Source organism: Caballeronia eucalypticola, from assembly GCF_047608185.1.
In the GTDB taxonomy this organism is placed as follows: domain Bacteria; phylum Pseudomonadota; class Gammaproteobacteria; order Burkholderiales; family Burkholderiaceae; genus Caballeronia.
Genome location: NZ_JBLKRU010000009.1, coordinates 24,245 through 48,826 on the forward strand (window position 1 = coordinate 24,245; position 24,582 = coordinate 48,826).

Below are 24,582 nucleotides of genomic sequence, written 5' to 3' on the forward strand. Positions count from 1 at the left end.
CAGGGCAAATGCAACTCCACGCCGACCTGGACAGAACGATGGACAAACAAACGGCAAGCGCACCTCAGGGCAGTCATGACACGCCTCCGGAGACGGAAGAGTTCACCCACTGGCGGCGCAATCTCATCGTCTGCGTATTTGGATCGTTCACGACCATCGTGGCCATGACGCTCATGCTGCCGTTCTTGCCGCTTTACGTGGAGCAGTTAGGCGTCAAGGACCACGCCGCGATCGTCCAGTGGTCGGGCGTCGCTTATGGGGCGACATTTTTTACCGCGGCATTGACCGCGCCGCTTTGGGGAAAGCTTGCCGATCTCTACGGCCGCAAGCCGATGCTGATCCGCGCCAGCCTCGGCATGGCCATCATCATGTCCCTGATGGGGATGGCGCATAACGTCTGGCAACTCGTCGGTCTCAGGCTGCTCGCGGGTTTGCTTGGCGGTTTTGCATCGGGTTCTACCGTGCTGGTCGCCACGCAGACACCGAAAGAGCGATGCGGCTGGGCGCTCGGGGTCCTGTCTTCCGGCATCATGGCCGGCAATCTGGTCGGCCCCCTTATTGGTGGATCGTTGCCGCCGCTGATCGGCATACGGTCGACCTTTCTCGCGTCCGGTGCACTTATTTTTATTACGTTCCTCGCGACCGTATTCTTCGTCAAGAACGAGCGTCATCCGGGCTTGAACAAGAAGGGGAAACAGCGCGGCAGTTGGGCCCAGATCGCAGACAAGCGGCCGACCGTTGCCATGCTGGTGACCGGCATGCTCCTGATGCTGGCAAACATGTCGATCGAGCCGATCATCACGGTCTACGTGGCGCAAGTAGTCGATGTCCGCCAGGTCACGTTTGTCGCGGGACTGGTGATGTCGGAGGCAGCATTGGGCAGCATTCTCTCGGCCTCGTACCTGGGTAAGCTCGCCGATCGCCTGGGGCATTGGACCGTCATTATCGGTTGCCTGGCGGTATCAGGCATTCTGCTGATCCCGCAAGCGTTTGTCACGCAAGGCTGGCAATTAGTGGGGCTGCGATTCCTGATGGGTCTGGCACTCGGCGGACTGTTGCCTTGCGTTGCCAGCGTGATCCGGCATAACGTGCCGGCGTCCGTTGCGGGCAATATGCTCGGTTATTCGACGTCCGCGCAATATACCGGGCAGGTTGTCGGACCGCTTGCCGGCGGTTTCGTCGGAGGACATTTCGGCATGCGCGAAGTGTTTTTTGGCACCTCGGCACTGATGATCGGGGGCGCAATTTACAACTGGATTCTCAGGACCAACATGGTCGATAGAGCGCCGGCCCCATCGCCCGGCGGTGCGGTTGAACAAGCCGCCAAGGATCGCTGATTGCATCGTTGATCAGGCTACTCGCTCAAAGCGCGCCCTGCGCCTCGAACGTGTCGATAATACCGTTGGGTCATTAACCGTCTGAGGTCTGCATGGAGCTGCGACAACCCCGCTATTTCATCGCGGTAGCCGAAGAAATGAAGCCGAAGAAATGAACATCACGCGCGCGGCCAGTCGTCTCCACATGACGCAGCCGCCGCTTAGCAGGCAGATACAGCAGATAGAAGAAATTGTCGGATTGGCGCTGTTCGAACATGGTTCGCGGCCTTTGCGTTTGACCGAAGCGGGCCGAGTTTTCTATACACAGGCAAAGCGCCTTGTCGATGAAAGCGACGAGCTCGTGCCGCTCACCTGCAGGCTCGCACAACAGGCGGAACGCATTGTGATCGGCTTCGTGCCGTCATTCTTTATGGCGCGCTGCCACAGGTCATCCGCGCATTTCGCGAGGCCGCTTCGCAGATCGAATTGTCGCTGATCGAGATGTTCACGCTTGAACAACTCGGTGCATTAAAGGGCGGACGAATCGATGTCGGCTTTGGACGACTGCGCTTTGACGACGTGCAACTGACGCGCGAAGTACTCGTCGAGGAACGGATGATTGCCGCGCTGCCGGAAGATTATCCGTTAGCCGATGCTTCGGTCGAGTTGACGCTGGAGGCGTTGGCACGCGAGACGCTGATTGTTTATCCGAGTTCACCGCGCCCGAGTTATGCGAACCAGCAGTTATCGGCACTGCGCGATCATGCGCTTGAACCGGCCTCCGTACACGAAGTGCGAGAGTTGCAGACAGCGCTTGGACTCGTTGCGGCGCGAGTGGGTGTGTCGCTTGTCCCTGAGAGTGTCGATGGTTTAAGGGTACATGGGGTGGTCTATCGGCACCTTCCAGAACCTGGTCCCACGTCGCCCATCATCATGAGCCGACGCCTTCAGGATGAAGGGCAGACCACGGCTCTTTTCTATTCCATCGCGCGACCTGTTCCGTGGTGGCGAGGAAGGACCCGCACGTTAAAAAAAGTCCCACCCAGGCGGGATGGGACTCAAGCACGACGAGGAGGAACTTCGTCGCGGGACACACCCTCAGAAGGGTGATCCCAGTGTCTCCGCATTCGCGCCGAAATGGAATATTTCAGGGGCCGATCTAACAACATTTAACGATCTGCACATCGGGAACGCGCGCACCGCCTGACGTGTCCTCCGTCGCATGACGTTACTCGGCGCGCGGTGCGTTGCCGGTCAACCCCTGCCGCCGGCCAGTGCGCCCGCGCTGTTAGCCCCGCCGAACAACGCAGTCAGATAGCTCGCATTGCTAGCCATATGCGCCATCAGCGTATTGAGCGCGGTGAACTGCGCGTTGTAGCTATTCGTCAGTTGCGTGGCGAATGCATCCAGCTTCGTGCCCTGGACCTTGATGTTGTCGAGGTCCTTGTTGAGCGCGTTTGTCCTGTTATCGATCAGGCCATCTTTCTTCAGAAAAGTCGTGAGGGTCTTGTTCATCTCCGCGCCGATGCCGGAGCCCGCGCTGAACAATGCGTTGATCGTGCCGGGCTTGGTGGTCAACGCTGCGTTCAACACGGTTTCGTCAATCTTCAACGTGCTGTCCTTTTGCAGCGTGATGCCGATTGACCCCAGGTTCGCCATTCCCTTGACGCCGCCCGCAGAAGTCGGGACGCCCTTGCTGATCACGGTGGCAAGCGCGTTCCTGACCGTGTTCATCATCGAGTCGCCGAGCAACGGGCCACCTTGCGAACCCTTGGGTTGCGACGCATCGAAGGAAGTCAGCGACGCAGCCATGCTGATGAAATTGTTATACGCCGTGACGAAAGCCTTGAGCGAGGTCTGCTGGGCGGTTGTGTCGGCGCTGATGCTCAGCGTCTGGGTCGTGCCGACGGACTCGGAAGTCAGGTTGATCGACAAGCCCACAATAGCCGATGTCACGCTGTTGGTCGGGCTGCTGACCTCGGTGCCGGCCACCGTCAGCAACGCGTCCCTGCCGGCCGCGGTTTGCTTCCAGTTCGCCGATGTCTCAATGGTCGTGTACGGCGCCACGGTCTTGGCCGGGTCCGTTGGGTCGACGGTCGATATGGACGAGCTGACGTTGAGCTTCGATAACCCCGTGTTGTCGCCCGAGCCGGTTGGCGTGACCTCCACCGAGATACCGCTTGCCTTGCCCGTCGTCGATGAGTGCAGCACGAGATGGGCGCCGTCCGTACCGGTGATCACCGTTGCGCTTACGCCCGGATTGCCGGAAGCCGAATTGATCGCGGCTGCAATGCCGCTGAGCGTGTTGTTCGACGAATCGATGTTGATCGAAACGTCCGAGCCGCCCACCGAGAGTTTCAGCGTGCCGGTTCCGAGCGTTTCCTTCGCGCCGAACGCACCCGAGGTAATACTTTGCGATGTCGCTATGTTAGTGACCTGGATCGCGTAGCTGCCCGTGGTCGCGCCCTTGCCTGCAGTGGCCGTCAGACCCTTGCCGTCGGCCTTGGCGATGACAGCGGACAACGCGCTGCCATCGGACAGGGACGCCAGCGAGCTTTGCAACAGCGACATGACCGATTTCAACGAACCCACGGCGGTCAGTTGCGAGGTACTGGTCTTCTGTTTTGCCACGTTAGCCGCGTTCAATCCGGCGACCCGCGCATTGACGATAGCCGCGACAAGCGCGGGGACGTCAGTGTTTTTGCCGGTCGAGCCGTTGATCAGAGATTGTCCCGCAGACTTGATTGCGTCAGACATAGAAACTGGAACTCCCTTGGTTAGCTCGTTGGGGTGATCGACACGCAGGCTTCACTCAGTTAAGTACCTGCGCCAATGTTGCGATCAATCACCTTAATATTACGGTAAGCCAACACAATACTTTAGTTAAGTTTTCATGTTATTTGCTAATAGATTACAAACTGGGGCACCCGGAGCAGTGCCAAGCCCGTTTACTCAACCCGAGTAGAAAACAAAAATTAGGCGACGGATTTTTCTGAAGCGCGCGTTTAAGCACTCGACAGACATCTGCATCGAGCGTCTTTTCAATCTCAGGGAACCGTTATGAAAGCACTAAAAGATCGGGCTTCATCCACGTTTGCAGTCAAGACCGCCTTGGCTCTCCTCACTGCCGTGGCCGCGCTGACCAGCGTGCCGGCATTCGCGCAAGCGGTCATCATTGCCCCGTCGGCGCCGCCGCCAATGCGCACGGAAGTCGTGCCCGTCGCGCGTCCCGGATATGTGTGGGACGGCGGCCACTGGCGGTGGGCCGGCCGCGGCTACGAATGGGTGCCGGGCCACTGGCGGCCGGTGCGGATCGGCGCACGCTGGGTGCCGGGTCACTGGGTGCAGCGCGGACCTAACTGGCGATGGATCGAAGGTCACTGGGCCCGCTAATCAGCGCTCAGCTACGGTCACCTACGTTCACCGTAGCTCCATCACCTTCCGAGCCAGGACAGACATCATGTTTAAAACGCTGGTCGTTATTGTGTTTGCCGCCGCGGCACTTTCCGCGTGTGTCGTTTATCCCGCGCGGCCGGCTTATTATCGGCCGGCGGTCGTCGTGTACTGAGCAGTCCTCGCGCCGGCGCACCGGGTCGCAATCCTTCCCGGCGCAGGCTGTTGAACATGTACTGCGAGACAAAAAACATTGAAAGAAGAAGATCCGGACGCGGAGTTGTTAGCGCGTATCGATGGCAGGGAACCCGGAGCGGTTCGCGAGATGGTCGCGCGCAAACTGCCGCGGCTGCTCGCGCTCGCGACCCGGATGCTGGGAGACCGTGACGAGGCAAGCGACGTGGCACAGGAAGCGTTCGTACGGATCTGGAGGCAGGCGTCGCGCTGGCAGCGCGGCCAGGCTCGCTTCGACACCTGGCTGCACCGCGTGGCGCTCAACCTGTGTTATGACCGCTTGCGTCGCCGTCAGGATGTCGTCGCGGAAGACGACGCGCCCGAACCCGTCGACCAGGCGCCGCTGCCGGAAGATCAACTCGACGAGACCGCGCGCAGCGAGCGCATTGCCGCCGCGCTCGCCGCGCTGCCGGCACGCCAGCGCGAGGCACTGGTATTGCAGTATTACCAGGAACTATCGAACGTCGAGGCTGCGGCTTTGATGGGCATCAGCGTGGAAGCGCTGGAAAGCCTGCTCTCGCGCGCACGCCGCACGTTGCGCAGCCGTCTTGCCGGCGAACGCGGCGAGCATGTCTTTGGAAAGGAACGCCGATGACCCCCGAACGTTTTCGCCGCCTCACCCAGGCTTATGGCGCCACGCCGGAACATTGGCCGGCCGCCGAACGCGCAGAAGCCGAAGCGCTGCTCGCTCAACGTGACCCTGCCGCTCTGGCCGCTCTGGCCGACGCCCAGGCGCTCGACCTTGTGCTCTCGAGGCACAGCGTTGCCGCGCCCGAATCCGAACTGGTCCGGCGCATCCTGGCGTCCGCACCGCCTGTACAGATCAAGCCGCCCCGTCAGCAAGCCGCGTGGAAACGGCCGCACTGGTGGATCTCGGGCGCGGGTCTCGTGGGCGCGGGGGTGGCCGGAATCGCTGCGGGCGTGCTGGCCATTTCGTTGACCGGGTCTATCTACAACACGCCGGCGAACCCGCCGAGCCTCTTCGATCAAACCGGTGAAAGCACCGTATTTAGCAGCGCAACGGCCGACTGGAGCGACCAATGACCATGGCGATAACCCGGCTCAAGACACTGCTGATCGTGTCACTGGTGCTCAACATTTTCCTGCTCGGCGCAATCGCGGGCGGGACGTATCGATGGGTGGCGAAGCAAAAGGCAGAGGTGCTGGCGCAGCAACGCGGCTTGCGTTTCGCCGCGGCTGAGCTCCCCCCGGAACGTCAGGACCAGTTGCGTGAAGCGCTGCGGCAGACGCGCCGTGAGAGCGTGCCCCTGATCATTAGCGCGCGCTCGGGCAGGTTAGATGTCGTGCAAGCGCTTGTTGCGCCGCAATTCGATCGCGCCGCGCTTGACACAGCGCTCGCCCGCACGCGTGAAGCGGACGTTGCGGTGCGTGCGCGGGTCGAGGCGACGGTGGCTGAATTCGCCAGCACACTGACGCCCGATGAACGGCTCAAACTCGTCGATGCGCTGGAGCGCCACGGCCCGCTGCATGTCGGACCGCCGCCTAAAAAATAAACTTGGGGCGCAGCGACGGATTCACGCAGCCCCACCGTTCAAGCACCATACCAACTTGATTCGTGGGAACAGCCATGGCTGATGTAACCCCTGCTGTAACCCCTGCTGCGATCGCGCTGAATCGCTTCGGACTCGGTGCCCGCGCGGGCGCCATCGCTCCGTCCGATCCAAAGGGCTGGCTCAAGAGCCAGCTCTCCGGCGCAAGCTATCAAGTAACGCCGCCAGCGTTAGGAGACCAACCATCAAGCAGCGCGCTCGCAGCCGAATTTGCCGAGCGCCAGAGCGCCATCCGCAACGCCGGCGCCGACAACAACCAGGCCGTGCGCAAGGCCTATAACGAAAAACTCCGCGATATCTACCGTTCAGCGGTCAACGCGCGATTCCTAAGCGCGCTGCAAACGTCCACGCCGTTTGTCGAGCGGCTGGTGGTTTTCTGGTCGAACCATTTTGCGGTATCGGTGGAAAAGCCACCCGTGGCCATGCTTGCCGGCTCGTTCGAAACTGAAGCTATCCGTCCGCATGTACTGGGCCGATTCGAAGACATGCTAGTCGCGGCCGAACGTCATCCGGCGATGCAGATCTTCCTCGATCAGGCGCGCTCAGTCGGCCCCGATAGCCCCGCGGCCGAGCGTGCCGCCATGAAGCATCCTGACCGCAAGCCCGGACTGAACGAGAACCTGGCCCGCGAGATCATGGAGTTGCATACGCTTGGCGTGCGCAGCGGCTACGACCAGAACGACGTGACCGAATTCGCCCGTGCGCTGACGGGCTGGAGCATCGGCGCAATGAGCGTGGGGACCCAGCGTAAGGACGCCGCCTCGCCCGGGCAATTCGTGTTTCGTGAGCCGCTGCATGAACCGGGAACACGGACCATCATGAACCGGCAATACGATCAGCCTGGCGAGCAGCAAGCGCTTGCGGTACTGCACGATCTGGCTGCCTCACCCGCGACCGCGCAGCACATTGCGGTCAAGCTCGCCCGGCATTTTGTCGCCGATACCCCGCCGCCCGCGCTAGTCGATCGCCTGGCCGGCGTGTTCAGCGCGACGAATGGCGACCTGTCCAGCGTGTACCAGGTGTTGATCGATTCGCCTGAAGCGTGGTCGCCGGTCGATGCCAAGTTCAAGACGCCTTGGGACTGGACGGTGTCGTCGCTACGAGGGCTGGGGCTCAACGATCTAGGCATCCTGCAGATTGCGCCTTTGCTGACCCAGCTCGGCCAGCCAGTGTGGCGGCCGGGGTCGCCTGCAGGCTACGACGACATAGCCGCAAGCTGGGCCGCCCCCGACGCGCTCGTGCGCCGGGTGGAACTGGCGCAGCGTTTTGCATCACGCGTTGGCGATACCCTCGATGCACGCACACTCGGCAACCAGTTGCTTGCCGGTTCATTAAGCGATGCTACGGCATCCGAACTATCTCGTGCGGAGAGTGCACCGACGGCACTTGCGTTGCTGCTTGTTTCGCCTGATTTCCAACGGAGATAACACGATGACCACGCGTCGGAATTTCTTGTGGTGCGCGGGTGCTGGCGCCGGCGCCATGCTGATTGGGTCGCGCATGGCATTCGCTTCGGTGGAGTCGGACCGGCGCTTTGTGTTCGTGATCCAGCGCGGCGCCGCCGATGGTCTCAACATCGTCGTGCCTTATGCCGATCCCGCATATGCACGTTTGCGCGGAGCGCTTGCGATTGATCCGTCGACCGCAACGAAGCTCGATGGCACGTTCGCGCTGCACCCTTCGCTTGTCGAGACGGCGAAGATGTACGCCGCGCAGCAAGCGCTGTTCGTGCATGCGATTGCATCGCCGTATCGCGACCGTTCGCACTTCGATGGTCAGAACGTACTCGAAACCGGTGGCACGTCGCCCTACCAGATAAAGGACGGCTGGCTGAACCGGCTGGTATCCATGCTGCCCGCTTCCAGAGCCAATGCAATCGCGCTCGCGCCTACCGTGCCGCTGGCGTTGCGCGGGCGTGCCGAGGTGACGTCGTACGCGCCGTCCGCGCTGCCGCAGGCGCCCGACGACCTGCTCGTGCGCGTCTCGCAACTCTATTCGGGCGACCCGCAGCTTCACGCGCTCTGGAGCTCGGCGATGGACGCTCGCGGGCTCGCCGCCGATGCCGGCGCGCGTCAGGACCCGGCGAGCCTTGGCAAGCTTGCCGCGAGTTTCCTCGGCCGTAGCGACGGCCCGCGCATTGCGATGATCGAAACCGGCGGATGGGATACGCACAGCGCGCAGAACCCGCGGCTGGGCGCGCAACTGAAGGCGCTCGACACCATGATGGCGTCCATCCGCGACGGCCTCGGCGAGCACTGGTCGAACACGACCGTCCTGGTTGCGACCGAGTTCGGACGCATGGCAACGGCGAATGGCACGGGCGGTACGGATCACGGCACGGCATCAGCCGCGATGTTGCTGGGCGGCGCCGTGCAAGGCGGCCGCATTCTGGCGGACTGGCCGGGGCTCGCACCGTCGGCGCTGTATCAGGGGCGGGATCTGCGCCCCACGCTCGGGCTCGACAGCCTGATTGCGGCGGCGGCAGGAGAAACCTTCGGTCTCGATCCGGCTCACGTCAGGGCGACTCTGTTCGCGCAGAAGACCGCTAGCCCGATGTCCGGCAGGTTGCTGCGGACTTAACGGTGCAACACGCGGGCGAGCAATCACGTTTTTAATTTCATCGAGGAAGGAATAATAATGAAACAGGGTTTAATCGTTGTACTCCTTAGCATTTTTCTGACAGCCTGCGTAGTGGAACCCGCCCGGCCGCCGCGTCCTGAGCCGGTTGTCGAAGTTGTCCCGGCGCAACCTGCGCCGGGTTATCGATGGGTGAAGGGACACTATAAATGGGAAGCCAATCAGTGGGTGTGGGTCCGCGGACATTGGGCGGCGTACTGATTTAGCTGGGGACGCCCCGGTGTGCTCGCGTAATGCACACCGCCGTCCCTGATCGGCGACTTAGCCGGCGAATTAACCGGCGAATCGCGGCTCGGGCAAGCCTTTTACGCCGAGCCCGGTGATTGCAAACAACCCGCCCTTGTCGCGCTCTTTCTGCGGAATGCCCCACATGGGCCGCCCCATCGTGGTGACGAACAGGATGTCCAGATTCGGACCGCCGAACATCACGCTCGTCAGGTTACGCACGGGGAACTCCACCACGCGATCAAGCTTGCCATCCGGCGCAAATCGCAAGATCCGTCCACCAAAAACGAGCGCCGACCAGATGTAACCCTCGGCATCGACTGTTGCGCCGTCGAACGTACCGGCCATGTCTTGCGCCGATGCAAACACCCGCCGGTTCACGACCGCTCCGGTCTCGATGTCGTAGTCGTATGCGAACATCTTTTTGCCGTAGCTATCGGCGAAATAGAGCGTGCGATTGTCCGGGCTCCAGCACGGCCCATTCGAACAACTGATGCCACCGTCCAGCCGCGTCACGGAGCCATCCGTGTCAAGCCTGTACAGCGCGCCGCTTCGGCTCGAGGGCCGGCCGCGATCTGCGTCATAACGGTCGAAGTCATAGGCCATCGTGCCCGCGATAAACCGCCCTCGCCGATCCACCTTGCCGTCGTTGAAACGCGTCTCGGGATCATCGCTTTCCGGGTCGGCAATGAGCTTGACCGTCTGCGCGTCGAAGTCATAGAAATGCAGGCCGTTCGCAAGCGCAACCACCGCACCGCCACGCTCGCGCAACGCCATCGAACCAATGTGGCGCGGGACGAAATAACGCCGGATGTCGCTGCCGTCGGCGCGGCAACTGCTGATCTCGGCAGCGGTGCTGTCAATCCAGTAAAGACGCTGTTCCTTCACGTCCCACAACGGTCCTTCACCAAGATGATTGTTGGCATCGACGATCAGACGGGTTTCGATCATTGCTGTCTCCGGTTATCAACTGTTGTCATCATCGGACTTCGATGTGGCGCGGCGATGTGCAAGCAACGCCATCAGGCGCCGGTCGCGCCAGCTGCTGCGGCTTTCTATTTCATCGAGCGGCAAGACATCGCGGCGCTCGGCATCGAGTCTTGCAATGCTGTCGGGCGACCAGTCGAATGGCACGCTGTCCTTAGCAAACGAGCGGTACATTGCGCCATAACGCGCGGCGTAATCGGTCACACCGCCGGGCGCATTCAGGTCGATAGTTTCAAACGGCCCCATGAACGACCAGCGCAATCCGAGGCCGTCGCGCATCACGGTGTCGAGATCGGCGGCGCTTGCGTAGCCGCGTGCGTATAGGCTCAATGCTTCGTCAAGCAGGACGCCTTGCAGGCGGTTCAGTAGAAAGCCCGGGATCTCGCGTGCAACGGTGACAGGCTGCTGGCCCGCCTCTTCGTACAACGCACGCGCACGGGTCAGCGTGTCCGGCGAGGTCCACGGCGCGCCGCATAGCTCGACCAGCGGCACCAGCGAAGGCGGATTCACCGGATGCGCGACCAAGCACCGGGCGCGGCCCTCCAGCGCCTCGGTGAACGTGGACGCGGGCAGGCCTGACGTTGAACTGGCCAGCAGCGTGTCGGGGCGCGTCAGCTTGTCCAGTTCGGCAAACAAGGTACGCTTGACCTCCACGATTTCCGCAATATTCTCCTGCACCAAGTCGACATCGCTCACCGCGTCCGCGAGTGTTTCACATGCCGTGACACGCGACACGATCCGCTCCTCCGGCTCGTCGGTCAGCCCGTACCCCGCCAGATCCGACACACTGCCGCGAATGGACGGAATCGCGCCGTCGAGCATCGTGCGATCCGCGTCATGAAGCCTGACCTCGAAACCCGCGCGCGCAAATACGATCGCCCACGCGCGGCCTATGCGTCCCGATCCAATCACTGCAATACGTTTGCTCAGTTTGCTCATCGTGCGGCTCCATGGGCAATCACGCTTTTTTATCGCGCAACGTGATCACGGCAGCCAGTACAACGAGGCCGTTGATGATGTCGCGCACGGCAGGCGGCACGGTCGTGCCGGCGAGTAGCGTGCCCAGCGCGGTCAATAGCAACGCGCCGCCGAATACACCAAGATAATGACCACGGCCGCCGGTGATCAACGCACCGCCCACGACCACCACGGCAATGGAAGGCAGCAGGTAGGGGTCGCCCATGCCGAGGAAAGCCTGGCTGCTGAAGCCGGCAAGCAACAGGCCCACCACGGCCGAACACAAACCTGAAAGACAATACACCGCGATCAAGGTTGCGCCCACACGCACGCCCGACAACTTCGCCGCCACCGGCGAATTGCCGACCGCATAAACGCGTCGCCCAAAGGCCGTGCGATGCAGCAACAGCAATGCCAAGACGAGGAACACCGGTACGCACCACGCAGCAAGCGACAAGGGACCCACGCGCCCGTTTGTGAAATTGCTGATCGCGGAAGGCGCCCACCCCTGCGGCGAGCCGTTGCAATAGATCAGCGTGATGCCCTGCAGCAAGCCGTTAGCGGCCAGCGTGACCACGATCGGCGGCAAGCCCAGCACGACGACCCCGACACCGTTGAACACGCCTACCAGCAAGCCGGCGCATAACACCAGCGGCACGGCCCACGCCGCCGCTTCGTTGACGCCATGCGTGAGTCCGGTGAGCAACACGCCCGACAGCGTGATAAGCCAGGGCACGGAAAGATCAAGTCCGCCGGTCAGGATCACGGCGCCTTGCCCGAGGCCCAACACGGCCAGGAACAAGGTCAGCGTCAGCAAGCTCGTATAGAAGTTGGCGCTTGCAAGAACACCCGGGCCATAGACCACGCCGGTGATCGCGATCACCGCGAAGAACAGCAGATACGCCGGCACGATGTACTTGACCCACTCACGATTGCGTTCGATCCAGTCGCCCAGAACACGCCCCTTGAGCTCCGTGTTTTCTATCGGACGGAAGTTTTCCACTTCGAACTTCACGCGCCGCGCGCCCGGGTCATTGCGCGCGCGTGTTCCGGTACGCCACGCCGTGAACCATCGTCCGGCGTAGCGCGCGCAATGATGCGCCGCCGACTGCTTGCCGACCGACGATCCGAGCACGGCCAGGATCAGGATCACGGCCTCCGCGATGGTCGTAAAGAACGCGGATACGTTGAGCACCAGCAGGATATTGACCGTGATCATCAGGGTCATTGCGGCGAAGACCGTGCCCACGCAACCGCCTCGTCCACCACCTAGCCACGTGCCGCCCAGCACGACAGCCGTGAACATGGAGAGCAGCAACGGCCGGCCCACCAGCGGGTCGGCGGAGCCGGTTTGAGCCGACACATACAATCCCGCCGCCGCGTAGAACATGCCGGCGAGTGCATAGGTCGCTATCCGATAACCCCTGACCGGCATGCCGTTCGCGTAAGCGCCGTCGGGATCGCTGCCAAGCGCATACAGGCCTACGCCGAAGCGCGTGCGTTTAACAAAGGTCCACACCAGCAGCGCAACGACCAGCACGGCCGCAGACATGGGGACTTTATCGGGCACGAGATCAGAGGTGATGAAAGCGCCAAACTGATCGCCAATGCTTCCACCCGGTTTGTTCTGGATCAACAGCGTCAAGCCCTGCACCATGAACATGGTGGCAAGCGTGACCACGATCGACTGCAACCGGAACCATGCGATCAACGCACCGTTGATCAGTCCAATGCCTCCGCCTATTGCCAGAATCAATGCAACGCCACCCCATTGTTCGATCGGCGTGCCCTGGACGAAGCGCACGGCAAGTACGTTGGACAGCGACACCACCGCGGAGGCCGACAGATCGAAACCGCCGCTCAGCACGACGATGGTCTGCCCGATCGCCGCCAGCGCGAGCGTCGCGCTGCTGGAGATCACCGAGCCGACGTCGTACAGCCCGACCGGCGTGGCGGACAACGACACCCACGCGATCATCATCGCGAGCAGCGCGCCGATCGCAATGATCAAGCCACGATAGTGATCCACTCGCGCCCGTAATCCGACGTGCGCGCCGGGTCGCACGACCTCGCTTTCCGGCGACGCTATTGCAATTTTCATAGTCGACCTCTGATTGCCTGAACTAGCTTCATACCGAGCTTCATACGCCCATCAACTTGAAAGCATCTTGCGCATCACGTTCTCTTCGGTGAGCGCGTCGCCGGCCAGTTCCGCAACATTGCGCCCGCGATAGACCACCGACACGCGATCGCACACGTTGACCAGTTCCGGCACGTCGGTGGAATAGAACAGCACGGCACCGCCGGCCGCCGCGAACGCGCGCATCAGCACGAAGATCTGGTGCTTGGTTCCCACGTCGATACCCCGCGTAGGGTCGAACATCAGCCACACGCGGCTTTGCGTCAGCAGCCATTTCGCCATGGCGATCTTCTGCTGATTGCCGCCCGAGAAAGACAGGCACGGCTTGTACAGCGCACGCGGATTGACTTCCATTTGCGCGAGCGCACGCTTGATCGCGGCCTGCTCGCGTTTCCTGTCGATCAGGCCAAAGCGCGAGAAGCGCTTGATGACCGGCAACGAGACGTTCTCGCCGCCGGGCAAACGCACGAACAAACCCTCGGTCTTGCGATCCTCCGGCAGGAAACTCGTCGATACCCCCGCCTTCAGCGAATCGGCGGTCGAGGTCAGCGTGACCTGCTTGCCATCGATCAGGATCTCGCCCGCATCAATAAACTCAGCGCCGAACAGTGCCTCGAAAATTTCGCGTTGCCCCATGCCTTGCAGCGCGGCAATGCCGTGCACTTCGCCTGCCTTGAGCGTGAGGTCGAAGTCGTTGACCACAGCATCCACCTTGATGCCGCGCCCCTCCATCGCGGGTGTTTGAAGCGTTGACGGCGTAGCAATCTTCGGCGGATATTTGGCGTCCATCGAACGGCCGATCACGAGGCGAATGACTTCGTCGTCCGAGATCGAATCGGTATCGAAGGCGCCTACATCACGGCCGTTTCTATACACCGTGAGGCTGTCACAGAACTCACGCACTTCCTGCATCCGGTGCGTGATGAACACAAAGGTCACGCCACGCGCCTTCAATTCATCAATTCGTCGCGACAACCACGCAACGTCACGTCCTGAGAGCGCGGACGTAGGTTCATCGAGCAGCAGCACTTCGGGCTGGCGGACCAGCGCCTTCGCAATCTCGATCTTCTGGCGCACCGGCAGCGCGAGATCGCGAATATAAGCACCCGGGCGGATATCGCCCAGTTCGAGCCGTTCGAGCCATTGCGCCGCTTGCTTCTGTGATTCGCGTTGCCGGATACGGCCGAACCAGCCAGTCGGTTCGTACGACATCAGCAGGTTCTGCGCGACCGTCAGGTCTCCTACCAGCGTCATCTCCTGGAATGCCGTCTGCACACCCGCACGATGCGCGTCCCTCGGACTTCGCATGTTGACGTCGCGACCCATGATCGAGATGCTGCCCGCATCCGGTTGCATGAGACCGGACAACAGCTTGACGGTCGTCGACTTGCCGGCGCCGTTCTCGCCGAGCAGCGCATGAACGGCGCCGCGCCGAACGCGGAACGACGCGTTGTCGAGCGCGACAGTGGCGCCGAACCGCTTGGTGACCTTCGAGAGATCGAGCGCCCACTCGTTGCTGCTTGTCTCCATAGTCATGGACTCTGCCCCTGCACTCGACATGGCGTACTCCTCTAGTCTTTAGTCCGGCTTGCCGGTCAGCGCCGCGTTGAAACCAACTTCAGTGGTCTCCGGCGAATAGATGTCCGCAAACCAGCCCGGCGGAACTTTGTCCGGCATGAACGCGGTGCAGCCAGCCTTCAGTTCATCGATAGAACCGGTCGTGCACAGTTTCGATTGCGACGTCTCCACCAGCGGCAATTTGAGCGTCACGTGCGCCGGAAAGTCCTTACCGTCAAGCTTGTCCACGGCCATCTTCAACGCCAGCGCGCCAGAGTAAGGCGGCGAGCCATACGAGATGGACCGGTAGCCAATCGAACGATAACTGCCGTCGCCCTTCACCGTGCCGGGCGGCAACATCTGCACGCGATGACCGTTGGACGATTCACCCGCGCACGGCTTGACCTTGTCGTCCGCTATGCCGGCTTCGAGCTGCATCGATGCCGCCGTGAAGCAGCCCACCTGCATCCACAGGCCGTCGATCTTGTCCCAGCTATTAGTGGCGAGGATCTTCGACAACTCCGTCTTGGCGGTTGCCTGGCTCCACATACCGGTGCCTTCCGCGACGATCTTGATCCCCGGATACTTCGCGAACACGGCCTTCGCCGCCTCAGTACGCGCACGATCCACGGAGGTACCCGGTACGCCGTTGATCAGCACGATATTGCCCTTGCCATTGATGGTCTTCGCGAGCCATTCAGCGGTGACGGTGCCCGCCTGCTTCTGGTCGATCGTCACGTTATGGGCGCACGGCTCGGTCACTTCGCCGTCATACGCTGCCACTACGACGCCCTTCGAACAGGCGTTCTTGATGGCACGATTCAACGCGGTCGGAGAAATTGGATAGATCACGATGGCCTTTGCGCCGGCCTGGACCATCGAGTTGATTTGCTGGATCTGCTTCTGTGCGTCGGTGCCGGCGACCTGCACTTCCAGGTCGACCTTGTCCTTGAGTCCCGGCGTGACGGCCATGGCCTTGACCATGTTCGCGGCTTCCGTTTGCCAGTCATTGCCGACATAACTCATCGACAGGAAAATCTTGTATTTACCCGCTGCCGAGGCTTGCCCCGAGACGGCCAGCGTCGCGAGAAGCGCGGCGCTCAGCGCGAAGCGCGTCCCTTGACGGATGATGTTCGTCAATGCGTTCATGTCTTCCTCCGATCCTTCGTATGGTTATGTTTTGGTACTTTTCAACGCCTCTTTAAAAACCAGCACTACTAATCTTCAACGTGCTTCAGACGCGCGCTGGCAGGCAGCTGAATGCCCGCCGATCCGGCCACCACATTCGGGTCGTGACCAGGAATAACGAAGTCAGCGAGCTGGCGAATACGCTTAAGCGATGCCAGTTCGGCCGCGGTCTCATGAACAATGCCCACCGGCACCAGATCCACGATGTTTTCCATGCAGCTTGCGCAATCGCCGGCAATCAGGACCACGCCATCGGCAGTATCCACCGCCACCGACTGGTGCCCCGGCGTATGTCCCGGAGTGGGCACAACGCGTACACCGGGTGCGATATCGGCTACACCGTGCACGAATTGCCAGCGAAAATACGCGAGCGGTTCGCGGCCGATCAGGAACTCCTGATAGAACGTCGACTGCGTCGGCAAGGGACGGCCGGCGTATTCCCACTCGCTTGCCTGGATCACGAAACGCGCGTTCTTGAAAAGCGTATTCCCACCGGAATGGTCGTAATGCAGATGGGTGTTGATGACAATATCCACGTCGTCCGCATTCCAGCCCACGTACTCCTTTAGCGCGCGTTCAAGCCGCTCTTCGGGCGCCTGCTCGCAAGGACAAACGAAGCTCGACACCCAGCCCGGATCGTGAATCCCGGTATCCACCACAATCTTCTTGTCGCCGCCCACGATTGCCGTGGACCACACCGGGACCTTGATCTGCTGGCCATAGTAGCGGCCATAGATCTGCGATGAACGGTCGACAGTCAGCCATCCCGTTGGCATTGCCACGACCTTGAGTTTCGACACAGCCACGATAGTCTCCATCGTCCAGGGTGGAAGGAGTTGCGCCCGCTCATGCACCTGCTCTGGCAGCCGCTCAAGCAGCCTTAGAAATTCGTGTTGGCCGCGCCCTTGAGCCCGAGCATCGCGCGCGCCTCGTCCGGGGTTGCGATATCCAGCGAGAGGCCTTCTATGACCTGGCGAATTTTCACGACCTGCGCTGCGCTCGATTCAGCCAGCTTGCCCGCTTCGATCCAAAGCGAATCCTCGAGTCCCACCCGCACGTTCGAGCCCTGCGCCACGCCCAGCGTAGCAAGCGGAATCTGATGACGTCCGGCACCGAGGATCGACCATACATAGTCGCTTCCGAACAAGCGGTCGGCCGTGCGGCGCATGTGCATGAGGTCTTCCGGATGCGGCCCGATACCGCCTAGCAGACCGAACACGCTCTGCACGAAGAACGGCGGCTTCGCGAGACCGCGGTCAACGAAATGCGCCAGGTTGTACAGGTGCGAGATGTCGTAGCATTCGTATTCAAAACGCGTACCGTTTGCGCCGCACGAAGTGAGGATGTATTCGATGTCCTTGAACGTGTTCTTGAAGATCAGGTCGCGGCTATTCGCCAGATGCTGGCGCTCCCAGTCGTGCTTGAACTCCTTGAAGCGGTCGAGCATGGGATAGAGCCCAAAATTCATCGATCCCATGTTCAGCGATGCCACTTCCGGCTTGAAGTGGTGAGCCGGTTTTAACCGCTCTTCCACCGTCATGTGCGGACTGCCCCCGCTCGTGATGTTGATCACGGCGTCGGTCTCCGCCTTGATACGCGGCAGGAACTGCTTGAACACGGCGGGGTCTTGCGTGGGCTTGCCGTCGTTGGGATCGCGTGCATGCAGGTGCAGGATCGCCGCGCCTTCTCGGGCAGCAGCGAGCGCTGCGTCGCCGATCTCTTGCGGTGTAACCGGCAAATACGGTGACATGGACGGAGTGTGAATCGCGCCCGTGGGAGCACAAGTAATAATGACTTTACGCTTGGTTGCCATGCTGTAAGCCCTCGTCGGATGAGAATAGCGTTCAGAGCACTTCTACGTTGCCGCACACCGAGATCGCCTGACCCGAGATACCGCTGCCTCCCGGCGAGCACAGGAACAGCGCGGTCGCCGCCACTTCTTCCGGCGTAGTCATGCGGCGCAGGGAAATTTTCGCGAGATACTCTTTTTCCATCTGCTCGTAGGAAAGCCCCAACTGTTGCGCGCGCGCGCCGATCACCTTTTCAATTCGCGGCCCCTTCACAATGCCCGGCTGGATGGCATTGACGCGGATGTTGTCCGGTCCCAATTCAATGGCGAGGCTTTTGGTGAGACCGACAACCGCCCACTTGGTCGCAGAATAAGGCGTGCGGTACGCGTATCCGAGGCGCCCCGCCACCGATGACAACGCGATGATCGCCCCGCCATCGCGCGCCTGGCGCAGCAGCGGCACCGCGCGACGTGCAAAGTAGAACTGAGCATTCAGATTCACGTCGATGGTCTGTTCCCACTCACCCGTGTCCATCTCGTCGATACCACCCGTGGGACCCGCAATTCCCGCGTTATTGATCAGCACATCGAGGCCGCCGAGCTGCGTGTTCACGTCGTCGAATACGCGGTCGACCGCCGCGCGATCCGACACGTCCGCGAGCGTCGTGGTAATCGCGTTCATCTCGGTGGTCCGTTCGGCTTCGTTGAGCGAGTCGATAGCTTGCTGGCTCGAGTCGCAGACATGCACGCGCGACCCGGCGTCGACAAAAGCACGCGCGATTACCAGACCGATCCCCGACGCGCCGCCCGTGACCAGCACGCGCAATCCCGCGTGCGGTTTCAACATTTGTAGAACCGACATGCTTTGTCTCCCTCGTTATTTTTGGCCCGGCTTTTTGGCCGAGGTCACAGGCCCATTCAACCGGCGGCCCGCGCTGCTTCCCTGCTCTGCAAGCGTTCCCGCAAATCTGCGGCCGCGCCGCCGATATCTTCCTCGATGCCCGCCCGCGCGCCTTCTCCGTCGCCCTTCCAGAGGGCATCGACAATCTTGCGGTGCGCCGCCATGGACAACCTCATGTGCGGGATATCGGGCGCCACGAGGTTCAGGAACGGGCCAATACGCATCCAGAGATTCTGGATCGTCGCGAGCGTCAGGTCGCTTGCGCCATGCGTATAGATTGCTATGTGGAATTCGAAATTGCTGCGCAAGTAGGCAGGTACATCGCCGGCTTCGACGTGCGCATCCATGGTGTCGAACACGGCTTGCAGCGCGTTCAAATGGTCCTTGGTCATGCGCGATGCCGCCCGCTTCGCGACGCAGCCTTCCAGCGCAATCCGTACGTCGCGCAGTTCTTCGAGCAGGTCGAGCGTCATGGGCGGCACCATCAGCGCGCGGCCTGGACCGTCGATCAACGCGCCTTCGGCTTGTAGCCGTGTGAGCGCCGCGCGCACCGGCATGGTCGATGACCCGACTGCCTCGGCCACCCCGCGCAAGCTCAACGCCTGACCGGGAGCAAACCGCCCTGTCATGATCGCCTCGCGCAACTGGGCGTAGACGCGGCCCGCCATGGTCTCGCGCGCCACCAGCTCGAGCGGCAGCGCGTCCGCGCTCGTTTCACGTGTTGTCAATTAAGCATCTCCTTACGAGATATGTGACCTGTGATCACACCTTGAGAAGAAGTTTGGTGCTGTTGGGCTTCTTAGTCAACCTTCAAGACGTAGGGGAAAACGCGACTTTGGTGGGCGCTTGGGCCAAACTGGTTAGCCAAGGATGTTGGGAGTCGACGACCGCCTATGATGCGTCGCGACAACTCGCACGCGACGGTCCGCGTTCGATCGAGGTCGTCACGCGAATGATTTGCATGCGCTCAGTGCAAGTTCAATCAGTCCGGCTGCTTAAAGCCCCACCGCAGCCGGATTCATTTCGATATGCAGAACAACCAGCCACAACTTCGGGCAATCGGGCGCGATCTTGAGTGCCGGGTTGGTCTTGTCCACGGGTGTGATACAGCCCTTCTCGCGCGCCAGCAAATACGCGCGTCTTGCGTCTGACTGCAACCATACGCTGACGAGACCACACGTCAGGAAACTAAAAATGGTCGTGAAGATAGTTGGCGCAGTCGGGTCCAGTTGCTGCACCGCGTACGCGAATGCCAGAGTCAGCACCTGGTTCGCCACGATAGCGACGCACACCACCTTCGCTATGCCCCGGATCCGCATGGCTGTATGAAGCTTTAACACGATTGGGTACTCTTTATTGGGCGCTGAAAATTGTTAGTTCGTCGCTTGATTACAGCAGGTCCAGTGTTAAACCTAAGCAGAGTTTCGGGCATGCCGTGTAAAAATTGTGTCAAGGCGATCTTGCAAGCGCGAGCTTGGCTGTATTGTCCGGCGGTGTCTGCAAGCTGGCCGAGAATCGCCTCATGCGAAACGCCACGCGTTGGGCATATCCCTTGCCACCGCCGCTGTATCGCTTGAGGGCGACGTCCAGGTCGCCGTTCGACGCGTCGAGATACTCACGCAGGATCGATGAACCTATCCGCACATTTTCAGCGGGCTCGGTCAGGTCGTTACCCGATGCAAATACCTGCGGATGAGCGGTCGGAAGGATCTGCATCAGCCCCTGCGCGCCGGCGACGCTAACGGCTTGCCGGTCGAATCCTGACTCGGTTGCAATGATCGCGAGCAAGAGCACGGGAGACACTGCATATTCGTTCGCCGCGCTGATCACCGCTTGTGCAATCAACGTGCCCTCATGCCGGGCTACCCGGAACTGCCGCCATAACATCGCGGCTACGTTTGCAACCTGCAGTGAGTCGCTGGGCGAGACTTCAACGCCTGCCGATATTTGCCCGTCCGGCACTAAGCGGTCATTGGCTGCGTCGGTTGCATCGGCTGCGTATACCGCGCTTGCGGTCACGAACAAAAACGCGCAGAGGGCAAGTTTCGCGCGCGATCGTCTTGGTTCTTTCGAATGATTCTCATGCATCACGGTCCCTTCTCGTTTGCGTTCGAGAAGGCTACGCCGTCCAGCATATCGACCGGGACGAAAGAGGACTGAACCGTATCAAGAACGCATCAAGACGCGGGATCTCAACGCCTACTGCGCACCCACAAGCCTGTAACCCACGCCGGTCTCCGTCACAATATGCACCGGCTGCGCCGGATCAATCTCCAGCTTGTGGCGAAGATGTCCCATATAGACACGCAGATAATGCTGGTTCTCCACATAAGCGGGGCCCCAGACTTCGCGCAGCAATTGCTGATGCGTGATCACTCGACCGGCATGACGTACCAGCGTAGTCAGCAGCCGGTATTCGATCGGTGTGAGATGGATCAGGTCGCCGTCACGCGTAACACGCCTCTCCGACAGATCCACCGACACCAACCCAAACCTGACCTGCGGCGTCTCCTGCTGACCGCCTCGGTTACGCCGTCTTAGCTGCGCACGAATTCGCGCGAGCAACTCCGACACACCAAAGGGCTTGGTCAGATAGTCGTCCGCTCCCGCATCGAGTGCAGCCACCTTCGCGTCTTCGTGAGTGCGTGCCGAGAGCACGATCAATGGTTGTTCGGTCCAGGTGCGCAGTTCACGAATCACATCGATTCCGTCCGTGTCCGGCAAGCCAAGATCAATGACGATAAGATCCGGCAACCGAAACGCCGCTTCACGCAAACCCTGCTGTCCCGTTTCAGCTTCGAACACGGTCATGCCCTGTGCTTCAAGCGTACTTCTTACGAAACGGCGAATCTGCTTGTCGTCTTCTATGACGACAATGGTCAACGTAGGCTCGCTCATGGAGTATCCGGATGCACGGCGGAGTCCGGTCCTTCGCCACCTTCCTCAGGAAGCGCCTCGAAGGGCGGCGTTTGATCGGCCGGCAATGTGAACCAGAACCTCGCGCCCAACACTTTCCCTTCACCATCCAACCTGTTCTCGGCGCCGATCTTTCCGCCATGCGCCTCGACAATCGCCCGGCAAATTGCGAGGCCCAGACCGATCCCCGGCTTGGCAGATTCCCTTTCTCCACGCGTGAATTTATCGAAGAGCGTTTGTTGTATGCCCGGCGCAAGACCTGGGCCGTTATCGTCGACGCAGACTCTCACGTAGCGCTCGCCCGACTGCTGTTCAACCGCTGCGTGAATAGATAGCGACGAATCGCGCGGCGTGTATTTCGCTGCGTTCTCAAACAGGTTGGCGAGCAGCCGTTCCATTAGTACTGCGTCCAGTTGTATCAGCGGCAGGTCCGCTGGGACGCGGACCTGCACCGGGTGTCCGGCGAGCGTGCGGCGGCATACAGCGAGCGCCGCGCCCACCACCTCTTCCAGCATCAACCACTGCCGGTTCAAGCGGATGCTGCCCGCCTGGAGACGGGCCATGTCGAGCAGATTCGTCACGAGCCCGCTCATGCGCAGTGCTTCCTCGTGAATTGCATGAACGAGTTCACGGGCGCTGTCAGCCGAGCCGTTGTGAACGCGCTGCTGCTGCTCAAGCACAGAAGCGAATCCGACGATCGACGTCAACGGCGTGCGCAAGTCGTGCGAAATAGCCGACAGCAAGGAGTTGCGCATGCGCTCCGATTCCATGTTGACCAGCGCATCCTGCGCGATCTCAACGTAGTGCACACGTTCTAACGCGAGCGCGATCTGAGAAGCGAACGTATCGATCATGCGTTGTTGTTCAGGTACCGCAAGCTCGGCTGCATGGGCGGTGATAAGCGCCAAGACCCCGCGTGTGCGCATTGGCGCCTTGAGCGGCAGATACAACGCATTGCTGGCCGGCAGCGTGTCCGTGCCGCGTCCCGCAGGTTTTTGTTGGTCATAAACCCACTGGCCGATATCAAGATCGAGATCAACGGCATCTAGCGTGAATTGCGGATTAGGATCATCGACTTTCTGGCGAACCTTTTCCGCACTATCGGGCAGCAAAATAGCGACCTTCGCCTGAAATATTTCCCCCACATGGCGGGTCCCAATTTCGATGATCTGTTCAGTCATCAACGCGCCGCCCAGTTCACGCGTCATCGCGTACATGGCGCCCGTGCGGCGCTCACGCAACGATGCTACCCGCGCCTGACGTCGAAGATTCGAAGTCAGGTGACTGATCGTGAGTGAGGTCAGCAGCATCACGAAAAAGGTAAGCAGGTACTGCGTATCTGAAACGGAGAAGGAAAGCTGTGGTGGTACAAAGAAAAAATCAAACGCAGCGACGCTCACAAACGAAAGCAGTACGCCGGGGCCGCGTCCGAGCCGGACCGCGGCAAACACGACGCCGAGCAAATACAACATCACGAGGTTCGTGAGGTCGATATGGCGCGACAGCAAGCTCGCCAATGCCGTAATCGCAACGCCAATTGCGGCCGCGTAAAAATAGGCATTCGGCGAGGAGCGGGCTTCGCTACGGACAGCGGCAAACACCGGGTTACTTGCATCGCGCTCGCGGCTTTCCTTGGCCGCTTTTACGCCGACCAGCGTCACATCAATATCGTGTGCATGATCCACCAGCGCTTCGGCAACGGGTCGATCGAAGATACGCCGCCAGCCCGGTGCGTCCGACGCCCCGGCCACGATCTTGGATACATTGCGCATGCGCGCGTACGCGACCAGCGTGGCGGCCGCGTCGGCGCCGTCAAGGGTCACGGTCTCCGCGCCTAGTTCGGACGCGAGCTTGAGGGCATCGAGCGTGCGTTTGCGCCATACGTCAGGCAGCCGCTGCAGCTTCGGTGTCTCGACATAAACCGCGAGCCAGTCCGCCTTGAGGCTAGCCGCAAGACGCGCGGCCGAGCGCACCAGCGTCGCGCTCTCAGGCCCGGGCCCGATGCAAGCAATCAGCCGCTCACGGGCCTGCCAGATCCGGCTAATGGATTGATCGGCGCGATACTCACGCATCTGCGCGTCCACGCGGTCAGCGGTCCGACGCAGCGCCAGTTCGCGCAACGCGATCAGGTTGCCCTTGCGGAAAAAATTCTTCACCGCGTTTGCCGCTTGCTGCGGCATATAGACTTTTCCGTCCCTCAACCGGTCGAGCAACTCTTCGGCTGGCAGGTCCACGAGCGTGACTTCATCGGCGAGATCGAACACGCGGTCCGGCACGGTTTCCCATACGCGAATGCCCGTGATCTGCCCGACGATATCGTTCAGGCTCTCAAGATGCTGGACGTTGACGGTGGTGTAGACATCGATACCGGCGTCGAGCAACTCGTACACGTCCTGCCACCGTTTAAGATGTCGCGCGCCCTGCACGTTCGAATGCGCGAGTTCATCGACGAGAATCAGTTGCGGCTTGCGTGCAAGCGCTGCGTCAAGATCGAATTCTGGCAGCTTGCGGCCGCGATATTCGTACAGCGTCAGCGGTACGGCATCCAGCCCCTCCACCAGCGCAAGCGTCTCCTTGCGGCCGTGGGTCTCGACAATCCCGACGACCGTATCGACCCCTTCCTCACGGCGACGGTGGCCGGCCTGCAACATGGCATAAGTCTTCCCGACACCAGCCGATGCACCGAAGAAAATCTTCAGCCTGCCACGCTGCTTTTTCTCTTCGTCACGCTGGATCTTGTCGAGCAGCTCGTCGGGATCGGGCCGGTCCAT

22 protein-coding genes and 1 pseudogene are annotated in these 24,582 nt (G+C 61.1%); 9 read left to right on the plus strand and 14 right to left on the minus strand.

The features are described 5' to 3' along the window. Positions 1-38 precede the first annotated feature (38 nt). Together ACMX25_RS12800 and ACMX25_RS12805 are read left to right on the plus strand one after the other, a co-directional pair. Entirely contained in the window at positions 39-1,337 is a 1,299-nt protein-coding gene (locus ACMX25_RS12800; protein WP_414950317.1) for an MFS transporter, read from the plus strand. 92 nt (positions 1,338-1,429) lie between these two features. Further along, positions 1,430-2,309, plus strand: a pseudogene (locus ACMX25_RS12805) (LysR family transcriptional regulator); the annotation flags it as partial. Between the two features lie 261 nt (positions 2,310-2,570). Here ACMX25_RS12805 and fliD read toward each other — a convergent pair. Continuing rightward, entirely contained in the window at positions 2,571-4,073 is a 1,503-nt protein-coding gene (gene fliD, locus ACMX25_RS12810; protein WP_414950318.1) for a flagellar filament capping protein FliD, read from the minus strand. 303 nt (positions 4,074-4,376) lie between these two features. Between fliD and ACMX25_RS12815 the strand changes: the two genes are divergently transcribed. From ACMX25_RS12815 to ACMX25_RS12845, 7 genes are all read left to right on the plus strand, one after another. Further along, entirely contained in the window at positions 4,377-4,709 is a 333-nt protein-coding gene (locus tag ACMX25_RS12815) for a YXWGXW repeat-containing protein (protein ID WP_414950319.1), read from the plus strand. 253 nt (positions 4,710-4,962) lie between these two features. Further along, positions 4,963-5,538 carry an RNA polymerase sigma factor gene (locus tag ACMX25_RS12820; protein ID WP_414950320.1) on the plus strand — a complete coding sequence of 192 codons (576 nt, stop codon included), beginning with the start codon at positions 4,963-4,965 and terminating at the stop codon, positions 5,536-5,538. Then, complete coding sequence (locus ACMX25_RS12825; protein WP_414950321.1) at positions 5,535-5,987, plus strand: hypothetical protein; 453 nt, start codon at positions 5,535-5,537, stop codon at positions 5,985-5,987. Before ACMX25_RS12820 ends, ACMX25_RS12825 begins: the two co-directional genes overlap by 4 nt. Next, positions 5,984-6,457: a periplasmic heavy metal sensor gene (locus tag ACMX25_RS12830; protein ID WP_414950322.1), complete on the plus strand. Its 474-nt coding sequence runs from the start codon at positions 5,984-5,986 to the stop codon at positions 6,455-6,457. Before ACMX25_RS12825 ends, ACMX25_RS12830 begins: the two co-directional genes overlap by 4 nt. A gap of 74 nt (positions 6,458-6,531) precedes the next feature. Beyond that, positions 6,532-7,941 (plus strand): DUF1800 domain-containing protein, encoded by a 1,410-nt coding sequence (locus ACMX25_RS12835; protein ID WP_414950323.1) that lies wholly within the window; start codon positions 6,532-6,534, stop codon positions 7,939-7,941. A gap of 4 nt (positions 7,942-7,945) precedes the next feature. Next, positions 7,946-9,094 carry a DUF1501 domain-containing protein gene (locus tag ACMX25_RS12840; protein WP_414950324.1) on the plus strand — a complete coding sequence of 383 codons (1,149 nt, stop codon included), beginning with the start codon at positions 7,946-7,948 and terminating at the stop codon, positions 9,092-9,094. Positions 9,095-9,151: 57 nt separating this feature from the next. Next, positions 9,152-9,352, plus strand: coding sequence for a YXWGXW repeat-containing protein (locus ACMX25_RS12845; protein ID WP_414950325.1), 201 nt, complete (start codon positions 9,152-9,154; stop codon positions 9,350-9,352). A 72-nt stretch (positions 9,353-9,424) separates the two neighbouring features. Here ACMX25_RS12845 and ACMX25_RS12850 read toward each other — a convergent pair whose 3' ends face one another. The 13 genes from ACMX25_RS12850 to ACMX25_RS12910 form a co-directional block, all read right to left on the minus strand. Then, positions 9,425-10,327 carry an SMP-30/gluconolactonase/LRE family protein gene (locus ACMX25_RS12850; protein WP_414950326.1) on the minus strand — a complete coding sequence of 301 codons (903 nt, stop codon included), beginning with the start codon at positions 10,325-10,327 and terminating at the stop codon, positions 9,425-9,427. Between the two features lie 15 nt (positions 10,328-10,342). Continuing rightward, positions 10,343-11,302 (minus strand): 3-hydroxyacyl-CoA dehydrogenase, encoded by a 960-nt coding sequence (locus ACMX25_RS12855; protein WP_414950327.1) that lies wholly within the window; start codon positions 11,300-11,302, stop codon positions 10,343-10,345. A gap of 19 nt (positions 11,303-11,321) precedes the next feature. Beyond that, complete coding sequence (locus ACMX25_RS12860; protein ID WP_414950328.1) at positions 11,322-13,421, minus strand: ABC transporter permease subunit; 2,100 nt, start codon at positions 13,419-13,421, stop codon at positions 11,322-11,324. 51 nt (positions 13,422-13,472) lie between these two features. Continuing rightward, positions 13,473-15,020 (minus strand): sugar ABC transporter ATP-binding protein, encoded by a 1,548-nt coding sequence (locus ACMX25_RS12865; protein ID WP_414950329.1) that lies wholly within the window; start codon positions 15,018-15,020, stop codon positions 13,473-13,475. Between the two features lie 18 nt (positions 15,021-15,038). Further along, positions 15,039-16,166, minus strand: coding sequence for a sugar ABC transporter substrate-binding protein (locus tag ACMX25_RS12870; protein WP_414950330.1), 1,128 nt, complete (start codon positions 16,164-16,166; stop codon positions 15,039-15,041). A gap of 68 nt (positions 16,167-16,234) precedes the next feature. Beyond that, a complete protein-coding gene (locus tag ACMX25_RS12875) occupies positions 16,235-16,981 on the minus strand; it encodes an N-acyl homoserine lactonase family protein (protein ID WP_414950477.1) in 747 nt (248 codons plus the stop codon). A 104-nt stretch (positions 16,982-17,085) separates the two neighbouring features. Then, positions 17,086-18,018 carry a 3,5-dioxohexanoate:acetyl-CoA acetone transferase gene (gene kce, locus ACMX25_RS12880; protein ID WP_414950331.1) on the minus strand — a complete coding sequence of 311 codons (933 nt, stop codon included), beginning with the start codon at positions 18,016-18,018 and terminating at the stop codon, positions 17,086-17,088. 31 nt (positions 18,019-18,049) lie between these two features. Then, entirely contained in the window at positions 18,050-18,856 is an 807-nt protein-coding gene (locus ACMX25_RS12885; protein ID WP_414950332.1) for an SDR family oxidoreductase, read from the minus strand. Positions 18,857-18,912: 56 nt separating this feature from the next. Beyond that, positions 18,913-19,563 carry a GntR family transcriptional regulator gene (locus tag ACMX25_RS12890; RefSeq protein WP_414950478.1) on the minus strand — a complete coding sequence of 217 codons (651 nt, stop codon included), beginning with the start codon at positions 19,561-19,563 and terminating at the stop codon, positions 18,913-18,915. A gap of 327 nt (positions 19,564-19,890) precedes the next feature. Next, positions 19,891-20,235 (minus strand): hypothetical protein, encoded by a 345-nt coding sequence (locus ACMX25_RS12895; RefSeq protein WP_414950333.1) that lies wholly within the window; start codon positions 20,233-20,235, stop codon positions 19,891-19,893. Between the two features lie 109 nt (positions 20,236-20,344). Beyond that, on the minus strand, positions 20,345-20,983 hold the full coding sequence (locus ACMX25_RS12900) for a transglycosylase SLT domain-containing protein (protein WP_414950334.1): 639 nt from the start codon (positions 20,981-20,983) through the stop codon (positions 20,345-20,347). A 111-nt stretch (positions 20,984-21,094) separates the two neighbouring features. After that, the gene (gene kdpE / locus ACMX25_RS12905; RefSeq protein ID WP_414950335.1) at positions 21,095-21,793 is read right to left on the minus strand and encodes a two-component system response regulator KdpE; all 699 of its coding nucleotides are present in this window, start codon (positions 21,791-21,793) and stop codon (positions 21,095-21,097) included. Continuing rightward, on the minus strand, positions 21,790-24,582 hold the full coding sequence (locus ACMX25_RS12910; RefSeq protein WP_414950336.1) for a DUF4118 domain-containing protein: 2,793 nt from the start codon (positions 24,580-24,582) through the stop codon (positions 21,790-21,792). The genes kdpE and ACMX25_RS12910 overlap by 4 nt, the downstream gene beginning before the upstream one ends.